This is a genomic window from Sulfitobacter sp. 1A13679 (genome assembly GCF_043557115.1).
Taxonomy (GTDB): Bacteria; Pseudomonadota; Alphaproteobacteria; order Rhodobacterales; family Rhodobacteraceae; genus Sulfitobacter; species Sulfitobacter faviae.
The window spans coordinates 97990-116605 of the sequence record NZ_JBIFFO010000013.1; the positions used below are offsets into that span (position 1 = coordinate 97990).

Annotated in this window: 14 protein-coding genes and 1 pseudogene; 1 reads left to right on the forward strand and 14 read right to left on the reverse strand. The window is 62.2% G+C overall.

Going from position 1 to position 18616, the window contains the following annotated elements:
- Positions 1-26 precede the first annotated feature (26 nt).
- The 8 genes from ACGYLA_RS11940 to ACGYLA_RS11975 form a co-directional block, all read right to left on the reverse strand.
- Positions 27-941 (reverse strand): ABC transporter substrate-binding protein, encoded by a 915-nt coding sequence (locus tag ACGYLA_RS11940; RefSeq protein WP_271692077.1) that lies wholly within the window; start codon positions 939-941, stop codon positions 27-29.
- Between the two features lie 186 nt (positions 942-1127).
- Complete coding sequence (locus ACGYLA_RS11945) at positions 1128-4178, reverse strand: efflux RND transporter permease subunit (protein ID WP_394432660.1); 3051 nt, start codon at positions 4176-4178, stop codon at positions 1128-1130.
- A 4-nt stretch (positions 4179-4182) separates the two neighbouring features.
- Complete coding sequence (locus tag ACGYLA_RS11950; RefSeq protein WP_394432662.1) at positions 4183-5262, reverse strand: efflux RND transporter periplasmic adaptor subunit; 1080 nt, start codon at positions 5260-5262, stop codon at positions 4183-4185.
- Positions 5263-5264: 2 nt separating this feature from the next.
- Entirely contained in the window at positions 5265-5855 is a 591-nt protein-coding gene (locus ACGYLA_RS11955; RefSeq protein ID WP_271692081.1) for a TetR/AcrR family transcriptional regulator, read from the reverse strand.
- Positions 5856-5975: 120 nt separating this feature from the next.
- Positions 5976-6887 (reverse strand): AEC family transporter, encoded by a 912-nt coding sequence (locus tag ACGYLA_RS11960; RefSeq protein ID WP_067268057.1) that lies wholly within the window; start codon positions 6885-6887, stop codon positions 5976-5978.
- A 120-nt stretch (positions 6888-7007) separates the two neighbouring features.
- Complete coding sequence (locus tag ACGYLA_RS11965; protein ID WP_394432665.1) at positions 7008-9251, reverse strand: TRAP transporter permease; 2244 nt, start codon at positions 9249-9251, stop codon at positions 7008-7010.
- Between the two features lie 111 nt (positions 9252-9362).
- Positions 9363-10343, reverse strand: coding sequence for a TAXI family TRAP transporter solute-binding subunit (locus ACGYLA_RS11970; RefSeq protein ID WP_394411033.1), 981 nt, complete (start codon positions 10341-10343; stop codon positions 9363-9365).
- A 288-nt stretch (positions 10344-10631) separates the two neighbouring features.
- Positions 10632-11618, reverse strand: a complete 987-nt coding sequence (locus ACGYLA_RS11975) for a zinc-dependent alcohol dehydrogenase family protein (RefSeq protein WP_394432667.1) — start codon at positions 11616-11618, stop codon at positions 10632-10634.
- 157 nt (positions 11619-11775) lie between these two features.
- Here ACGYLA_RS11975 and ACGYLA_RS11980 point away from each other — a divergent pair, with 157 nt between their 5' ends.
- Positions 11776-12681, forward strand: coding sequence for a LysR family transcriptional regulator (locus ACGYLA_RS11980; RefSeq protein WP_394432669.1), 906 nt, complete (start codon positions 11776-11778; stop codon positions 12679-12681).
- Positions 12682-12697: 16 nt separating this feature from the next.
- On the opposite strand, the gene ACGYLA_RS11985 is transcribed toward ACGYLA_RS11980, so the two are convergent.
- The 6 genes and pseudogenes from ACGYLA_RS11985 to ACGYLA_RS12010 form a co-directional block, all read right to left on the reverse strand.
- A complete protein-coding gene (locus ACGYLA_RS11985; protein WP_394432671.1) occupies positions 12698-13411 on the reverse strand; it encodes a hypothetical protein in 714 nt (237 codons plus the stop codon).
- A gap of 47 nt (positions 13412-13458) precedes the next feature.
- A complete protein-coding gene (locus ACGYLA_RS11990; protein ID WP_394432673.1) occupies positions 13459-13818 on the reverse strand; it encodes a response regulator in 360 nt (119 codons plus the stop codon).
- Complete coding sequence (locus tag ACGYLA_RS11995) at positions 13815-15818, reverse strand: ATP-binding protein (RefSeq protein ID WP_394432675.1); 2004 nt, start codon at positions 15816-15818, stop codon at positions 13815-13817. The genes ACGYLA_RS11990 and ACGYLA_RS11995 overlap by 4 nt, the downstream gene beginning before the upstream one ends.
- A complete protein-coding gene (locus ACGYLA_RS12000; RefSeq protein WP_394432677.1) occupies positions 15805-16770 on the reverse strand; it encodes a PleD family two-component system response regulator in 966 nt (321 codons plus the stop codon). Before ACGYLA_RS12000 ends, ACGYLA_RS11995 begins: the two co-directional genes overlap by 14 nt.
- A gap of 4 nt (positions 16771-16774) precedes the next feature.
- On the reverse strand, positions 16775-18190 hold the full coding sequence (locus ACGYLA_RS12005; RefSeq protein WP_394432679.1) for a hypothetical protein: 1416 nt from the start codon (positions 18188-18190) through the stop codon (positions 16775-16777).
- A pseudogene (locus ACGYLA_RS12010) lies at positions 18187-18616 on the reverse strand (hypothetical protein); the annotation flags it as partial. The gene ACGYLA_RS12005 and the pseudogene ACGYLA_RS12010, both read right to left, overlap by 4 nt.

The following is an 18616-nucleotide window of genomic DNA, read 5'->3' on the forward strand; positions in this document are numbered from 1 at the left end:
GCCAGTTATTGTGCGGGCGGCGGAGATCAGTCCAGCACCCCGGTCTCGGTCAGATAGGAGCGTGCCACGGCTTCCGCCGGCTCCCCGCCGACTTGAATCCGACCGTTCAGCTTTTGCAGCGTCGCCATGTCGAGCCCGGAGAAGATCGGGTTCAGCACTTCGGCGATCTGGGGGTATTCCTCCAACACCTCGGCGCGGACGATGGGGGCGGGTTCATAGACCGGCTGCACGCCCTTGTCGTCTTCCATCACGACCAGACCCGTGGCCCCCACGCCGCCATCGGTGCCGTAGACCATCGCCGCGTTCACGCCCGATGTGCCACGCGCCGCCGCCTGAATGGTCGCAGCCGTGTCGCCGCCCGACAGGATTACGGTCTGATCTTGGCTGAGCTCGAAGCCATAGGTCTCCTGCATCGCGGGCAAGACAGCCGGAGAGGACACGAACTCGGTCGAGGCGGCGAGCTTCACCTCACCGCCCTCGGCCACCCATGCGCCGAAATCGGACATGGTGGTGAGGTCATTTTCCTCGGCCACCGGGCCGGTCACGGCGATGGCCCAAGTGTTGTTGGCCGGTGCGGAGTCGAGCCATGTGACGTTATTCTCACCGCCGTCCAATTCCTTGGCACGAGCATGGGCCTTGGCCGCGTCTTTCCAAACATCGCTTTCCGCTTCGTTAAAGAAGAAGGCCGCGTTGCCGGTGTATTCGGGGTAAATGTCGATCTGGTCCGACAGGATCGCTTCGCGCACGACCTGCGTGCCGCCGAGTTGCAGACGCCGCTCTACCGGCAGGCCCGCATCTTCGAGCGCCAGTGCGATGACGTTGCCCAACAGGCCGCCTTCGGTGTCGATCTTCGACGATACGGTGATCTCAGCCGAGGCGGCAGAGGCCAGAGTGGCGGCAAGGCCAGCGGCGGCGGCAGTGGAAAGAATGCGGGGACCCATGGGCGAGAACTCCTTGAAACAATGGCCTGACACGGCGACATGCCGTTTGAAAACGGTAAGGTAGCTGGCCATTTCGCGAAACCAAGGCGGGATTGCACGGCGGCGCGGAATTTTTACCGCCCGGGTACGACAAAGGGCGCGCCCGGAGTGGCCGGACGCGCCCTTTGCCTTGCCGCCACGCGCCGGTCAGGCGGCGCGGGCAGCCTCCGCCTCCCGCGCGGCGCTGCGCTTGAAGAAGAGGAAGTAGAGCACCGGTGCCGCGATCAGCGTCAGGACCGAGGCAAAGGCCAACCCGCCCATGATCGTCGCGGCCATCGACTGGAAGAAGGCATCCGACAACAGCGGCAGCATCCCTAGAATGGTCGTCGCAGCGGCAAGGAAGACCGGACGCAAACGCGAGGTCGAGGCGGTAACGATGGCCTCTTTCAGATCCATCGCCGGATCGGCGGCGCGGGTGAGGTCGATCTCTTCGACCAGCACGATGCCGTTCTTGATCAACATCCCCGAGAGCGACAAGAGCCCCAGAAGCGCGGTAAAGGTAAAGGGCAGCCCCGTCCCCAAGAGCGCCAGACTGACCCCGTTCACCGCCATCGGCACCAAGAGCCAGATGATGATCGGCTGTTTCAGCGCGTTGAACAGCAGGACCGAAATCAGCACCATGATGATGAGGCTGAGCGGCAGTTGCTTGCCCAAGGCGGCCTGCGCCTCGCCCGCGCTTTCCAACTCGCCCCCCCATTCCATGGCATAGCCTTCGGGGATTTCCATCGCCTCGATGGTTTCCTGCACCTCGGCCTGCACCTGCGCCGCCGTGACGCCGCGCGGGATATCCGCGCCCACGGTGATCACATCGGCCCGGTCGCGGCGGTAGAGCAGCGTGTCCTGCGGCTCGAACCGGAAACCGTCGATCACCTGCTCCATCGGGACCAGCGCATTGGTGTTTTGGGCATAGATCACATGATCCGTCAGCGCCAAATCGGCATCCTGCGGAGCGCGGATCACGATTGGGATCTGACGATCCCGCTCGCGGAACGTCCCGCCGCTGGTGCCTTCGGTGGCGAATTTGAGGGTCTCGGTGATTTCGGTCCGCGAGATGCCAGCGTCCTGCGCGCGTTCTTCGGCATAAATCGGACGCAGCACCAATTCACGCTCGCGCCAGTCCTGACGCGGGCTGATGATATTGTCCGACACCGCCTGCATACGGTCCATCGCCTCATCCGCGAGATCGCGCAGCACATCGGGATCGCGGCCCGAGAAGCGCACCTCGATCGGGGCACCGCCGCCGGGGCCAAAGGCCAAACGCTTGGCCCGGAATTCCCCTTGCGGCACCGCATCGGCGGCGAAAGCCTCAAGCGCGTTCATCTCGTCTTGGATCACCTCAAGCGAAGACACCCGAACGATCAGATGCCCATAGCTGGGGTTGGGGTCTTCGGCCTGATAGGTCAGCATGAAACGCGCAGCCCCCTGCCCCGCGTAGGAGGTCACGTCTTCGACATTGTCCCGCGCCACCAGCCAGTCTTCGAGCACGGCCAGATCGTTGGATGTCTGGTGGATCGACGACCCTTGGGGCAGTTTGTAATGCACGAAGTAAAGCGGCGTGTTGCTGTCGGGGAAGAACTGCTGCTTGATCTGACCAAAGAGGGCATAGCACACCGCCGTCCCGGCAATCAGCGCCACGATCACTAGCCAGCGCAGCTTGAGCGAGGCACGCAGCACGGCGGCATAGCCCTTGAAGATCGCGCCATCATAGCCGCCAGCCCCACCTTCGACGCCGCGTTTGAAAAAGTAGTGCCCCAAGAGCGGCGTGGCGGTGATGGCTAGCACCCAAGACAGCAGCAGCGAAATCGCGATCACGGCAAAGAGCGAGAAGAGGAATTCGCCCGTGGCATCGGGGCTCAGCCCGATCCCGGCAAAGGCCATGATGCCGATGACGGTCGCCCCCAAAAGCGGGATCTGTGTCTTGCTCGCCGCCTCAGTCGCCGCTTCGCGCGAGCTTTTGCCCTGCTGCATGGATATCTGCATCCCCTCGGCCACAACGATGGCGTTATCGACCAGCATCCCCATCGCGATGATCAGCGCCCCGAGTGAGATACGCTCCATCTCAATCGCGCCGAGCGCCATGAAAAAGAGCGTGCCCACCACCGTCAGCAACAGGGTGGAACCCACGACCACCGCCGCGCGCCAGCCCATGAAGACGGCCAGCACGGCCACAACGATGGCGACGGACATGGCGAGGTTCAGCAAAAAGGCGTTCGACGCCTCTTCGACCACCGCGTGCTGGCGGTAGATGGATTCAATCGAGATGCCCAAGGGCAGCGTCTCGCGCAGATGCGCAAGCTTGTCATCCACCCGTTTGCCGATATCGACGATATTCTCGGTCGCGATCCCGGCCACCCCGAGGGTAAAGGCCTCCTGCCCGTTGTGGCGGATCACCAGATCGGGGTTGGCCTCGCGGGTGCGGTAGATGTTGGTCACATCGGCAAGGTTGATCACCTGACCGCCAACACCGACCGACAGCGCTGCAATCTCCGACACGCTGTCAGAGCCTTCGGGCCGCTGGATCAGGGTGCGCCCGTCCTCGTCCTGAATGGCACCCCCGTCGACGATCTCATTGGCGCTGGAAACCGCGCCGACAATCGCCGTGGGCGGAATGCCGAGCGTGGTGCTGAGCGCAAGCTGCGGCTCGACGTAGATAACCTCATTGGGCACGCCCGAGAGCGCCACATCCGACACGCCATCCACCAGCAGCAATTCCCGCCGCAGATAGCTGGAGAGTTCATTGACCTCGGCATCGGAATAGCCATCTGCGGTGACGGCGTAGTACAGCCCGTACACATCCCCGAAACCGTCGTTCACATAGGGCTGCGTCGCCCCGCTTGGCAGCGCCGCCTCGTTCACGCGGTTGCGCAGTTTGGTCCAGATTTCCGGCAGTTCGGACCCGTCAAAGGTGTCCTGCATATTGACCGTGATCCACGACAGGCCGGGCTGGTTCATGGATTCGATGTCCTTGATCTCGGACATCTTCTGAATTTGCGATTCCAGCGGTTCGGTCACCTCAAGTGCGACCTCTTCGGCAGAGGCACCGGGGTATTGGGTCACGACCACGGCGGTTTTGATGGTAAATGCCGGATCTTCGAGGCGGCCAAGGGTCGCGAAACCCCAGATACCGCCCAAAAGACAGGTCAGCATGATTATCCAAGTATAAATCGGGCGGTTGATCGACAGACGTGCGATATCCATGTGCTCAGTCTCCGAAACCGACGAAGCGGCGCACGGCGGCACCGTCTTCAAGCTGGTTTGCACCGCTCACGACGATCTCTTGCCCATCCGACAGCCCCGCTTCGACTTTGACATCGCCGCGCGCGGTGGGGGTGATCTCAACCGCGGTGCGGGTCACCGTGCCTTCGCGCGCGCCGGTGGGGTCAAAGACCATGACATAGGTGCCGCGGTCATTGCCGACCACGATGGCGGTATCGGGCACGAGGATGCTCGACCCGCCGATGTTCAGCGTGGCGCGCACCTCGACCGAGGCGCCGGGCAGCGGCACGAAATCTTCGGGCAATTCCGCCCCAAGGGTGATGCTATAGGTCTGGCCGACATCCGCTGTCTCGGCGTTGTATTCGCGGATTTGCATCGGGTAGGTGTTGGCGTTGGCCGGGAACTTGGCCATGAAACGCACGCTGGGGTCGCGGCCTGCGCGCAGGAACAGGGTTTCGGGCACGTCGATCTCGACCCGCAACTCGGACATGTCATGCAGACGCACCACCGGGGTGCCCGCGCTGACGGTCGAGTAATTGGGCACCAACCGCGAGGCGACGATCGCATCGAAGGGCGCATGGAGGGTCGCGTTCTCAAGGTCGCGCTCGGCGTTACGCACGGCGATATCGTTGACCGTCACGGCGGTTTCGGCATCTTGCAGATTGACCTCGGCCACCGAAGACCCGGCGAGCTTTTGATAGCGCTCCATCGTCCGGCGGGCCTGTGCGTCATTGGCCTGCGCCTGTTCTAGCGCCAGTTGAAACGGCTCCAGATCCATCCGGGCGACGACCGTGTCCTCACTGACCGTGGCCCCCTCTTCGACCGGGAATTCCTCGATCTGACCGCCGACTTGAAAGGCAAGGTCCACGGTTTCACGTGCAACCACCTTGCCGAAGAACACGCGCTCCATCTCGGCCTCGCTGGCCTTGACCGTTTCCAGCTTTACCACCGGCATTTCGGCGGCAGCCACCATCGGCGCGGCGACACCGGCGGCCAAGGCCAGCGCAAATCCCAACACCCGCCCCGCGCCGGTCCCGCGCGTCGTCTCAACAAGCCAATTGGCCATGGTCAGTCTTCCTTATGAATAGCATCCGGCACGGGCCCAAGGGCGGCGGTCAGACTAAGTTGTTTGAGGGTGCGCAGCTGCGCGAGAAAATGGTCACGGTCCAGCGCATGCATGCCAGCGGCCTTGGCGGAACGTTGGATGAAATCGGCCAGCGCCTCGACACTCAGGCCATTGCGGGTGATCGACGCCTCATAGGGCATCAGCACCTTAGCGATCACGTCGCGAAAGCGCCCGGCGGAACATTGCAGCGCCTCTTGGCTGACGGCATTGGCCCCGGCGATGAAATCCTGCGCATTGGGCATCGCCTGCATCGTGTCATAGCCGCGCACCACCATCCGATCAAAGATCAGATCAAGCTGCGCCGCCAGATCGGGCGCATTGGGCATCTCTTCGGCAATCTCTTCCAGCGCCAATTCTGTGTAGCGCCCAATCAGCCCGCGCAGAATGTCATCCTTGTTGCGAAACCGATTGTAGAGGGTCTGGCGCGAGACACCCGCCTCTTCGCACAGATCACCCATGCTGGTGCGCTTGACCCCATAGCGGGAAAAGACATGCAGCGCAGCGTCAAGCACGGTCTTTTCGAGTTCGGTCATGCGGGCTCCTTGGCATTGGTCAAGGCGCAATTGGACATTCGAACCAAATATGTCAACCTGTAAATCCGCCGCCATGCGGCCTGCGCAGATCACAATCGCGTTTTGCACATGGAACGGGGTCTAGGGCGCGGAAATCAGGCTGCCGAGGTACAGCGTCAGCGGCAGGGTGAAAAAGCTGAGCAGCGTCTGCGTGGTGATGATCGCGGCCATCAAGGGCGCATCGCCCCGCATCTCCCGCGCCAGCGTATAGCTAGCCACCCCGGTTGGCAGGGCCGCGAAGATCAGCGCGATTTGCAGCGTCAGCGGCGCGGGGTTCAGCACCAGCGCGGCCAGCAGCACCGCCAGCGGGTTCACCAGATGTTTGCCGATGATCGACAGGCCGATGACCGAGACCGAGCCCGACAACCCGCGCAGCCGCAGGTTGGCGCCGACGCAAAGCAGCATGATCGGCAGCGCCGCATCCCCCAAAATGCGCGCGCTTTCATGCAGGACAGGCACATGGTGAAGCCCCGCGAAGTTAAAGAGCACGCCTGCCAGAATGCCCAGGATCAGCGGGTTCTTGACCAAGCCTTTAAGGATAGATTTGCCGCCGCCGCCCAACTGCCGGGTCATCAGCGTCACCACCGTCACATTCACCACCGGCACCAGCAGGGCCGAACCGAGAACGGCGATCTGTAGCCCCGCCGTGCCAAAGACGGCTTCGGCAATCGCGAGGCCGATGAATGTGTTGAACCTTGCGCTGCCCTGCATCAGCGAACTGCCCTGCGGCGCGGCATAGGCCCGACCGAACAGCCAGCCGCAAAAGATCGCTGCAAAGAACCCAGCGTAGAGCAGCAGGGCATAGTCGCCCAAGCCACCACTGAGGTCCGCCGCCGAGATCTTGGCAAAGAACAGCGCGGGCATCAGCACCCAATAGACCAGCCGGTCATTCAGGTTCCAGAACTTGGTGGAGGGGATACCGCCCCGGCGCAGGCCATAGCCCATGAGGATCAGCGCGAAGACCGGCGCGATGGCCAGAAAGATAGTGAACATATTAACCGCCCGGAAGGATCGCGCGGACCCTAGGCGCGGCTTGGCCCAGATGCAACAGGGAGCGTTGCCTCAAACGGGCGGCCCCGGCCCCAAAGGGCCGGGACATGGATCAATCACGGATCAATCGCTGCCGTGTACTGCGATTTGGGCGTCGGGTGCGGGGCGGAACTTCCACTGCACCGCAAAGATCACCGCCGCCACTGCGATGCCGATAAGGTCGGTCATCAGACCACCCGCGATCATGCAAAGCGCCGCGAGGATCAGACCCAGCCGGATGAACCAAGCCGCCCCGCTGCCCGCGAACCAGCCCTGCATACCCGAAGACAGCAGATAGACCCCAAAGATCGCCGTGACGCCCGCGCGGATCACCTCGAACCACGTGCCGTCCATTAGGATCGCGCCGTTGTAGAAGAACATGAAGGGCACGATGAAGGCCGAGATGCCGATCTTGAAGGAGGCGACCGAAGTCTCCATCGGGTTGGCGCCCGAAATCCCCGCCGCGGCATAGCTCGCCAGCGCCACGGGGGGCGTGATGGCCGAGACGACGGCGAAGTAGAAGACAAAGAAGTGTGCCGTCAGCAGCGGAATGCCCAGTTGCACCAGACCGGGTGCCACGACCGAAGCCGCCACCGCATAGGCCGCCGTGGTGGGCATGCCCATGCCAAGCAGAATGGCGATACACATGGCAAAGAACAGGGCGAGGAATTGGCTCGCCTCCGCCAGCCCCAACAGCACGGAAGAGAAACGCGCGCCGACACCGGTCAGGCTGATAACACCCACGATGATGCCCGCACAGGCGCAGACCGCAATGATCTGGATCGACATGATCCCGGCCAGGTCAAAGGCTTTGACGATGCTGCGCGGCCCCATGCGGAAGGGCGTGAACCACGACACCACCGCCGCTGCCGCCGTCGCCAGCGTGCCCGCCCGGATGATCGAATAGCCCATGAACAGCGCGTAGATCAGGATGATGATCGGGATGAACAGAAACACCCGGCGCAGCATGTCTTTGAGCTTGGGCAGTTCCTCGGAACGCATCCCGCGCATGCCCAGCTTGGCCGCTTCGAAATCCACCATGAAGTAGATCGACACGAAGTAGAGCACCGCCGGGATGATCGCCGCCACGGCGATATCGGTATAGGGGATGCCCGTGATCTCGGCCATGATGAAGGCGCCCGCCCCCATGATCGGCGGCATGATCTGCCCCCCGGTCGAAGCGGCGGCTTCGACCGCGCCTGCGGTCCGGGCCGGGTAGCCCACCTTTTTCATCAGCGGAATGGTCAGCGAGCCTGTCGCCACCACATTGCCCGCCGAGGTGCCGTTGATCATCCCCATAAGACCCGAGGCAAAGATCGCGACCTTGGCTGGCCCCCCGCGGGAGCGGCCCGCGGCGGCAAAGGCGAAGTTGACGAAATAGTCCCCCACCTTCGATGCCTGAAGGAAGGCCGCGAAGATGATGAAGAGGATGATATAGGTCGACGACACCGCCGTGGTCGGCCCCAGAATGCCCGCATCGGTGTAGACTTGGCTAAAGAAGCGGGTCCACTGGATGTTGGGCGCGTTCAGGAAGCCCGGCAGCATGTCCCCCACGAAGACATAGACCAGAAAGACACCCGAAATTACGATGAGCGCAAGCCCCGCCACGCGGCGCGTCAGCTCCATGATCAGCGCGGTGCCTGCAACTGCGGCGATAGAGATACCGATGGGCGCAAAGGGCGTGCCCGTCGAGTTGCGCATCAAGGTGCCGTACATGGTGATCAGGTAGATCGCCACGGCCACCCCGCAGACGGAAAGCAGCAAGTCCGCAGGCGAAACCTGCCCCCGCTCGCGTCCGCGCAGCCACCCCACGACGATGCCGATGGCCGTGGCCGCCACCAGCGGCAAGCCGTAGTGGTAAATTTCGAGGTTCTTGAACTCGGGGCTCATGCCGTTCCACTGCACCCCGGAATTGATCTGGCTGGCGATGCTCCACGCAGTCCAAATCGAATAAAGCGCCGGGATCATCGCGGCCCATGCCACGAAATCCAGCGGGTGACGGCCCTGCCCTGCGCCCTCATCCACAAAGGCGCGGGCGGAATAGAGGGTAAAGCCAAGAATCAGCGCGCCCGCGATGTGCACGATGCGGAAATTCCATGTCTCCATCGGGAAGGTCGGCAACAGCGGGATGCGGATGCCTGTCAACTCACCGATGGACATGCCGTTGAGTGCCGCCATGTGAAAGAAGGCATAGATCGCCGACATGGCCGCAACGACCAGATAGGTGCGCCCGGTGAATATGCGGCGATTGCTTTCTACCGGTTCGTCATCCACCCCTTCGGCGACAATCGGGCCCTGCGGATCGGCGGCGCTATGCTGGTCTGTCATGGAGGCTTCCTTTCCCGATATCTGCGCGGGATCTGTCCCGACAATCAGGCGGGATGATGGCAAGATGCCGCCCCGATTAGGGACGGCATGCAAGTTTGTCTAGGCGTTCGCTTAGTTGCCGTAGATCATATCGTCGGAAATATCGGCATCCGCGTTCTCTTTGAACCAAGCTGCCGCACCGGGATGCCATTTCAGAACGGTGTTCTTCTCCCAGTTCTCAGGCAGGGTCGAGGCCGCCGCCTTGTGAATGCCTTTCATCCGCTCATTGTCGGACATGACGACATCCACAGCCGCTTTGACGAAGGATTCCGGCAGATCGCAGTTGGCAATCGCGAAGTTCCACATGGAGACCGAGCGCGCGCCCTCTTCCAGCGTGGTGTAGGTGCTTGCGTCGATGGTGAACTCGGACACCGGGAATTCTTCGAGCAGTTTGGCCTGCTCTTCCTCGGTGAACTCGATGATGTTCACATCCGTCTGCACCTCAAGCTGGCTGACCGCAGGCACCGGCACACCGGCAGCAAAGGCGATCACGTCCAGCAGACCGTCCTGCAACTGGCCGCCCAGATCGGTCCAACCGCCGTTGCGGCGCTCATACTCGACGCCGAGCGTGTCCATCATGCGCGGGAAATAGGTGTCTGAGGTGGAGCCCGCCGGACCAAAGCCGATCTTTGCACCTGCCGGAATGTCGGCGACCGAGGAGATACCCGAGGACGACAGCGCGGTCACGGAGAAGGGTGTCTGATACATCGGGAACATCGCGCAGGCTTGGGTCATTTCCAAACCGGGGGCGATGGGGTTGGTGCCAGCCAGCGATTCCGCCGCCGGGCCCATTGTGGTCATGCCGAAGGCCGCCTCGCCGGTGTGGACCAGCGCCATGTTCTGCATCGGGCCGCCGGTGACTTCGCCACCACCGGTCAGGCCCAGTTCCTTGGCCACAAGGTTCGCCCAGCCCGAACCATAGGCGAAGTAGGTGCCGCCTTGGCTGGCCGTGCCCACGGTGAAGCTGCTCGGCCAGTCGGATTTATCCATGTCCTGAGCGACGGCAGCGCCTGCCAGAATGGTGCTTGCGGCGAGGATTGCGGTGAATTTCATGTCTCTCTCCCTTGGTTGCTCTTAACGGGCGTCGGCACAGGGTGCCGCGCGCCGCCGCTGTATTCAGCTTGTCCGGCCAATTAACTGTACACTGACAGGCAGAGGCAAGTCCGAATTTGCCGTGAAACCGGGGATGAGAGAGAAAGAGGCAGCCTACCGTTGGGTCAATGGCGCATTCTTTGGCAGTTGCGCGCCAGCGGCAGTTGTTGAGGGAAGGCGCAGGCCGTTAAAAGCCCCGCCGCGCGGGAGGCGCAGCGGGGCGTGATATTAATCAGTGTTCGGCCTGACTTAGACGTCGACCACAACCTTGCCGATCGCCTGCCCGCTTTGCAGCCGCGCATAGGCATCGCCAACCGCGCTCAGATCAAAGGTCTTTTCGTCGAGCAGCGGCTTCACCGCCCCCTCGTCGACCAGCGTGGCGAGATTGCTAAGGATTTCCCCATGAACCGCGCGGTTCACGTCATGCAGCATCGGCAAGAGCATGAAGACCACATGTAAGGACAGCCCGCTGAAATGCGCCGGGGTCAGGTCGATCGCCGACAGGGCCACGGTCGTGACCACATGGCCGTTCAGCGCAGCGGCGGCAAAAGAGTTCGGCAGATTGGCCCCGCCCACAGTGTCGAAAACAGCATCGAAACCGCGGCCTGCGGTATGGGCGGCCACATAGTCTTCGATCTTCTCGGCTTTGAAGTCGATGGCCCGCGCGCCATAGCCTTCGATCACCGCCATTTGGTCACCCCCGGTGCCGGTCGAGGAGACCTCGGCCCCCATGTGCTTTGCCAGTTGCACCGCCAAATGGCCCACGCCGCCCGCGCCGCCTTGGACCAGCACCTTCTGGCCCCCTGCGACGCCCGCGCGGTGCAGCCCTTCCCAAGCGGTGATGCCTACCAGCGGCAGGGCCGCCGCCTCGCGCATCGACAGCGACTTGGGTTTATGGGCAATGAGCCGCGCGTCGGCGCGCATGAATTCAGCCAAAGCCCCTTGCAAATCGGCCAGACCACCGGCGCAGCCGTAGACTTCGTCACCCACGGCGAAACCGGTGACACCTTCGCCAATCTCTTCGATCACCCCGGCGAAATCCATGCCCAGAACGGCAGGCAGGTCAGGCGACAGAGGCAGGTCTTTGCCCGCGTTCTTGATCATCGTGTCGATGGTGTTCACGCTGGTCGCCTTGACGCGCAGCACCACATGGCCGGGGGTGGCCAAGGGGCGTGGCAAATCGGCTTCGACAAAAGGCGCCTCTGCGCCATAGCTGGTGAGGGTCATGGATTTCATCGGTCTATCTCCCGTTAACATTGCGTTGAGACAGAGATAGGCCAACATGGCGTGCCAGATAATCGGATGAAACTTGAGTTCAGTTTCTCGTTATTGAATATAATACCAAGCCCTATATACTGCCCCGGCGGATGATCCGCAGCAAGGACCGCGGCCCATGGATATCGACAACCTTCGCCTTTTCGTCATGGCTGCCGAACGGCTGAACATTTCAGCCGCCGGGCGCGCTTTGGGGATGGCCCCGGCAGTCGCCAGCGCGCGTTTGGCCAAGCTGGAACAAGAACTTGGGGTTGAGCTTTTGCGGCGCACGACGCGGAAGGTCTCGCTATCGCTCGATGGGTCTGACTTTCTGCCCTATGCGCGCGAGATATTGGCCCAAGCCGATGCCGCGCGGGCCATTCTGGGCGGGACCAAGGCGGGGCCCAAGGGCATCCTGCGCTTCGCCGCCCCCAGCAGTTTTGCGCAGCGTCACATCATGCCGCTGCTGCCGGAATTCCACGAGACCTACCCCGAGCTCACGCTTGATCTGCGCCTCTCCGACACCCGGTTCGACGCGATCGAAGGCAGTTTTGACCTTGCCCTGCGCAGCGCGCCCTTGACCGACAGCAGCCTGCGGGGGCGCAAGCTGGCCGATGACACCCGCGTTCTTTGCGCCGCGCCGTCTTATGTGGAGGCCCACGGTTTGCCCAAGACCCCCGCTGCGCTGCGGGATCATCACCTGATCGCTTGGGGCGATCTTGAGCCCCGCGCGCTGATCGGGCCGGAGGGCGAAGCCGCCACGCTCAACCCGCATGAGATGACCTGCCGCGTGATCATGGACGATGGCGATGCGCAACGCGAAGCGACCATCGCGGGGGCTGGCATCTCGATCAACTCGCTTTGGAGCGTGTCGGACGAGCTTGCCTCGGGCCGATTGCTGCGGCTGTTGCCGGGCTGGCGGATGAACGACCGGTCGGTGCTTTGGCTGGTCTATCCGCGCTCGAACGTGCTGACACCCAAGACGCGGTATTTCATCGACTTTCTGATTGCCCACCTCGGCAACCGCCCCGATTGGCGGGATTAAGCAGACCCGAAGCGCGTCAGAAGCTGTGCCAGACCCCGACTTTGACCTTGGTCACAGCGTCGGTGAATTCATGCGAAAGACCCAGTTCCAGAAAGCTGTTTTCCGAGACCTTGATCACATGCGACGGCGCAAAGGCCAATGTCTCATCTCCGTCTGACGGGGCCGCGAACTCCAGCTTGAAAATCGACAGGTTGCCATTCTCGTGGTTGATGCCGAAGGTGCTGTCGATCTTGCCCAGTGTTTCGCCGTCCTCGTAAATGGCAAAGGTGCTTTCCACCCCCAGCCAGCCGCTGCCCCAAGCCCCCGATACCGGACGCCCCCAAGACAGGCCGGGCCGCAGAGCCGCCACCGCGCTGCCATCCCGTTCGGCCCAGCCAAGACCGACTTCGGCGGCGAAAACATTGTCCCCGCCAGAGAGCTCAAGCGGATAGCGCAGAAAGGCGATGGCGCTGACCTGCCCCCCACTTTGACTCTTGCCGATGTCGAGGCCAAAAGTCAGTTTCTCGGTCACCCCGTATTCGTAGTAAAACGCACCGAAATTACCAAAGTCGGGGCCGTCTGCGGTGGTCTCATAGGACAGGGTGACAAAGCTTTTGTCTTCGCCCCGCGGCCACGCCGCCGATGCCACCTCACTTGCCGGGAGGGCGATGGTACCGATGGCCGAGAGGACAACAAGGCGGGGTAAGAACCGCCGCGTGAGGTCAGAAGGCATTTTCGCTGTTTTGCGCATGGTAAGTTCCGCGTGTTCAGAGCCGCGAGAGGCTGAGCGATGAGGTATTAAACGATCGACCGAATGAAATCCGCGAGCTTCAGCGGTTTGAACGGTTTGTGCAGAATGTGATCTGCCCCGAGGTCGCGAAACTTCTTCTCCGACTCGGGCGAGGTTTTGGCGGTGCACATCACGATCTTCGTGTCGTCCAAATCCGCATTGGCCCGCGCACAGCGCAGCACCTCCATGCCGTCGGGGGGTGGCATCATTACATCCAGCATGATCACGTCGAACGCCTGCGTTTCCATCGTAGCAATCGCGTCGAGCCCGGTCGCCGCAAAGGTCGGTTCGATGTCATCTTCGGTCATGATCGCAAACTCGATCAACTCGCGGATGTCATCCTCGTCATCGACGAACAACACTCTCATGCCGATGCCCCCTGCTTGGGCGCGGCGTCTGTATCCCGGGCGAAACGCACATAGAACGTGGTGCCGGGGTTCTCATCGCCGTCTTCTTCCGAGCGTGTCTCAAAGCTCACATCGCCATCTTGTCGCAACACCAACTCCCGCGTGATGGCCAGCCCCAGCCCCGTCCCATTCGCTTGATTTTCACGGGAATGCACGGGGTCAGCGAACCTTTTGAACATACGATCATGGGCGGCTCTGGGTATGCCCGGCCCTGCATCGCAGACATAGAACGTGACCCATTGGTCGTCCACCTCGGCACCGATTTTTACCGTACCGCCGCGCGGGGTATATTTCACCGCGTTGGAAATGAGGTTGGAGAAGATTTGCTGCATGCGCACGGTATCGACCCGCACATAGGCCTCCTGCGCCGCGTCGGGGCCTGTGTGGATGTCGAGTTGCACGTCGCGGTTTACCCCATAGCCGGTGTTGGCCGCGATGGCTTCCGACAGCACCTCCGACACCGCGACCCGCTCAGTCTGGATGCTGAGTTGGCGTTGGTCGATCGCCTGAAGGGTCAAGATATCGTTGACCAGTACCAACAGCCGGTCGGCATTGCGGGTGGCCATCGACAACAGCTTGCCCGCGTTCTTTGGCATGCTGTCGCCAAAGCGGTCATGCAGGATTTCGAGCGACCCGGCGAGGGACGTGAGCGGCGTGCGCAGCTCGTGATTGACCGAGGTGACAAAGGCCGTGCGCGCCGCCACCAGCCGCTCTTCGGCAGAAATGTCCTGAAGCACGTTATAGGCGATGTAATCCCCATGCAGATGCAGCTTCATCACCCGGCATTGCACCGCAACGCTCTCGTTCTCGGCGGTGGTGATCTGAATACGGTGAACGGCGACGTCTTCGTCCATCTGCGAAAAGGGCGGGACCATGCCGCGCAGCTTTTGCACGGCTTCGATATCTGAGGACACGCCCATCAACTCACGCGCCTTGCGGTTGGAGCGGTGCAGCTTGTTGTTGTCGTTATAGACGATCAGCCCGTCGCCGACATTTTCAAAGATCGCGTCAAATTCGCTCTGCGCCACGCGAATCCGTTCGCGGTGCCGTTCGGAAGTGCGCAGGGCCTGCGCCAATTGGGTCGACTGCCGCCGCGCGCGGATCGCCGCGTTGATCACCGTCAGAAACAGGATCGTGGCAAGCCCCACGAAAACCAAGGTGCGCTGCCAGTAATTTTGCAGCACCGCCGGCTTGCTGCGCGTCACGTCGATATAGAGGTCCAGCGCCGGAATCTCCTTGCGGGCGCGGAACACGGGCGTATCGGGGTCGCGTGGAGGCCGCCCCGAAACAAAGGCCCGCTCTCCGTTAGCGGTTACCACCTCGACATACATGTCCTGTTGCAACCCATCTACCGCCAGCAGTTGGGAGTAGTAATCCTCCCCCAGCGAAGAGGCCAAGACCCCGCGCGACCGGCCATCTATCCCGATCAAGGGCCATGCAATCGGGGTCAGACGCCGCCCCGTGGCCCGCGACACGATGGGCACCCCGACCGTATATTCATCGACATCAAGACCAATCGCCGCCTGAAAATAGGCCCGGTCCCCAAGGTACTGCCCCATGAGCGGTTTCACCGTGGCCCAAAGCACGACCCCATCGGCGCCGATCAGCACAAGCGCATCGACCTGCTCGGTCTCCTGCACGGCGGCATTCATCAGATCACCGTATTGCGCCTCGAACTGCGCGGGGTTGCTCAGACGCGCGGTCGATAGCTCATCGATCAGCCCCCACATCCGCACATTCGCAACCGAGAGAGAGGCATCGACCGCCTGCTCGTAAAGCTCCGCGAAATGCTCAAGCTCCACCTCTGCCCGGGTCGTGGCGCGTTTGTAGTCCGACCAGGTCAGGACCGCGAGCCCCACGAAATAGATCAGCACGGCAGCCGAAATCAGCGCCCAGAACAGGGTCTGCGCGCGCGAAGACGGTTCCGCATCAGCTTTGTTGGTGGGCTCAGTGCTGACCATTCTCGGCTTGGTGTCCTATGTCATTGGCGGCAAGGCAAATGCTGCCCGGCGCGCTTGTTATTCCAGCACTTTCGACGCCTTGGATGCCCCGCGCGAGCGAGGTGGCGACAGCCGCGTCCGAGGGCGGCACGACACAAGCGCTGACGCTCAAGGGTCGCGAGGTCCAGCCTTCTTTCACGGTGGCCGAAGCCTCCGCCACGGCTGAGATAAACTGCTGCGCCCGCGCTTCAAGCTGGGCGCGATCCGCGTGGAGCGCGCCATAGACGAAAAGGTCATCTTCCCAATGGGCGAACCCGTCTTGCGCGGGGATTTCGACCTTGCCGAAAAGCCCGGCCACGCGGCGCTGAAGCTCTTGCCGCTGCGCGCGCGCCGCATCGGATTGGTCACGGTCGCCATCAATGCGGAAGACGATCAGGCCAAGGTCTTTTTGCATCGCGGGCGACAGCGACATCAGATGCCCCTGAAACCCCGATTTGCTGCCCAAAAGGCTGGGCACCGTGGCCTCTGACACGCTCGGCGCGGCACGGCGGCGCGCGCCGCGGTTTTCGCCCGAACGGCGGCGGTCCAACTCGGATTTCAGCCGCAGGCAACTGCGCATACGGGCCTGAAGCTCGATCCGGTTGAAGGGTTTCGTGACATAGTCGTTGGCCCCCGCCATGAAGGCTTCGGAGAGAGACCCCATGTCTGTTCGGCTGGTCAGCATAATGATCGGCACATCGCTCCATCTGTCCAAGGCACGGATACGGGCGCAAAGCTCGATACCATCGATATCGGGCATCATTATGTCCATCAGGATCAGGTCCGCCGTGGCCTCATCGCTTTCGATCGCGTCGAGTGCGCTGCGCGGATCGATGAAACTGACGACATCGTCAAAGCCAAGCTCCGAAAGCGTCGCGCTGATGAAATCCTGCGCGATATCCGAGTCGTCGACTGCGATAATTCGTGGGCTCATGATTTTAATTCCACTCGTTAACTCTTTCAAAAACACGCCAACGGCTGTTTTGAAAAACCTCCTCATACCCCGGCATCTGCGATTGCTTCAGCTGCGGGAACCTGCGCAGAATTCTGTCTGCTGTGGCCTGCCCTTCCGCCTGTCGCGGGACCACGATGTACCTTGTGCGCGGCACGCCCCCCTCAAGCGCCCAGTCGTAGGCAGGCTCTCCGGCGATCACCAGCCGGTCGATATTCCCCAGACCGACGACGATCTCGGGGTTTCTCTCAACATCTACCATAATATCAGACTTGTCGCGCAAGAATGAAACGACCTCTCGCGCGGGGCGGGACGCTGCGTTTTCCGCGCCGAGCATCGCGTTGCTCCAAGCGCGGGTTTCGTCATGGGCGACATGGCGCATCACAACCGCCGAGGTCGCCAGCGACAGCGCCAACAGCGCGATGGCAATCGGCTCGCGCAGGGACAGGTTCGGCCAAAAGCGGATCGCGGCGACCAAGACCCCCAACATGGGCGCCAGCGCCATGGCCGGGTCGCCTTCGACATGGAAAAAGACGTTAAGCGTATAGCCGCCCAGCACCGCCCCCACCGCCGCCAAGAGCGGCATGAACAGACGCGGCACCATGATATTGCGCAGGATCGCGATAAGGGCCGCCGGGCCAAGCCCGGCCAGAATGACCAGATGCTGCCGCAAGGTCAGCGGCGTGGCGCTTTCCGACAATAGTGGGATCAGGCGGCTGTCGAAGATCATGCTGACGAACATCAGCGCCCCCACGGCAGCGGCCACGGGATAGAACATCGCCACCAGATAGCCGGTCGATGAAACCGCGATCATGCTAGGCCGTGCCGCGACGATCATGAATGGCATCGCCCCGAGGCAGAGCATCAGGCCATAGCTGTCCGACAGGGCCACCACCAAAAGCCCCACGGCCACTTTCATCATATCCGGCGCGTTGCCCGTGAGTCGCAGATTGACGATCCCGCGCGCGAAAAGCCATGTGCCCAAGATGCAAAACATCGTCTCTGGCCCATCGGCCAAGGCGCGCAGGAAAAACGGGTTCAGCGCCAAAAGCAGCACCACCAGCGCCGAGGTTATGCCCGAAAAGCCGCCCGTATCGCGCAGGTTGAGGAACCACAAGACCAGCAGCCCCGCCCCCACCAGCGCGGAAAGCACGAAGGGCACCGGCACCTGCGTATCGGGCAAGACCGCCTGCCCCAAAAGCGACAGCGCATAGGGCACGGGCGGGTAGAAAGCATCGCTTGCCTTGAACTGCGCCGGCCCCTCGATCTGTACGATTGATTTGGCCCAGAGGTCGGTCACGTCCATCGACAGGAAGCCATGCGCCTCAGTCCAGCCGAGGGTGAGCAAAAGCAGCAGCGCCAGCGCGACAAAGCCGAAAGACCATGAGGCGGCGCGGATCATTGTGCGGCCTCCGTCGCTTCGGCACTGGCTTCGGCCACCTCATTGGCGGTGTGTTTGGACAGGCCGTGCTGGGTCTTTTCCCAATAGAACGGGTTAAAGATCAACTGCGACAACGCCTTGTAAGAGGCCACGGTCATCAGCACCCAATAGCCCACCACGGTGATCCCCCAAGGCGCCAGATCGGTCCACCTGCGCCGGAAGGGTGCGACCATCGTGAGGTAGATCAGCAGCCCATTGCCCGCCAAGAGGTTCACCAACGACAGATAGAGCACCGGCAGCGGGAAATAGGGGGTGATCACCTCGGTCCCGAAGATCAGCCAAATGGCAAAGATCGACCAAAAGACCGGGTTCAACAGATGGAGTGGTTGCCGCCCTCCCCAGACGGCATCGCAATGTGCCAAGGTCGTGGTGTTGAAAGCCACACAA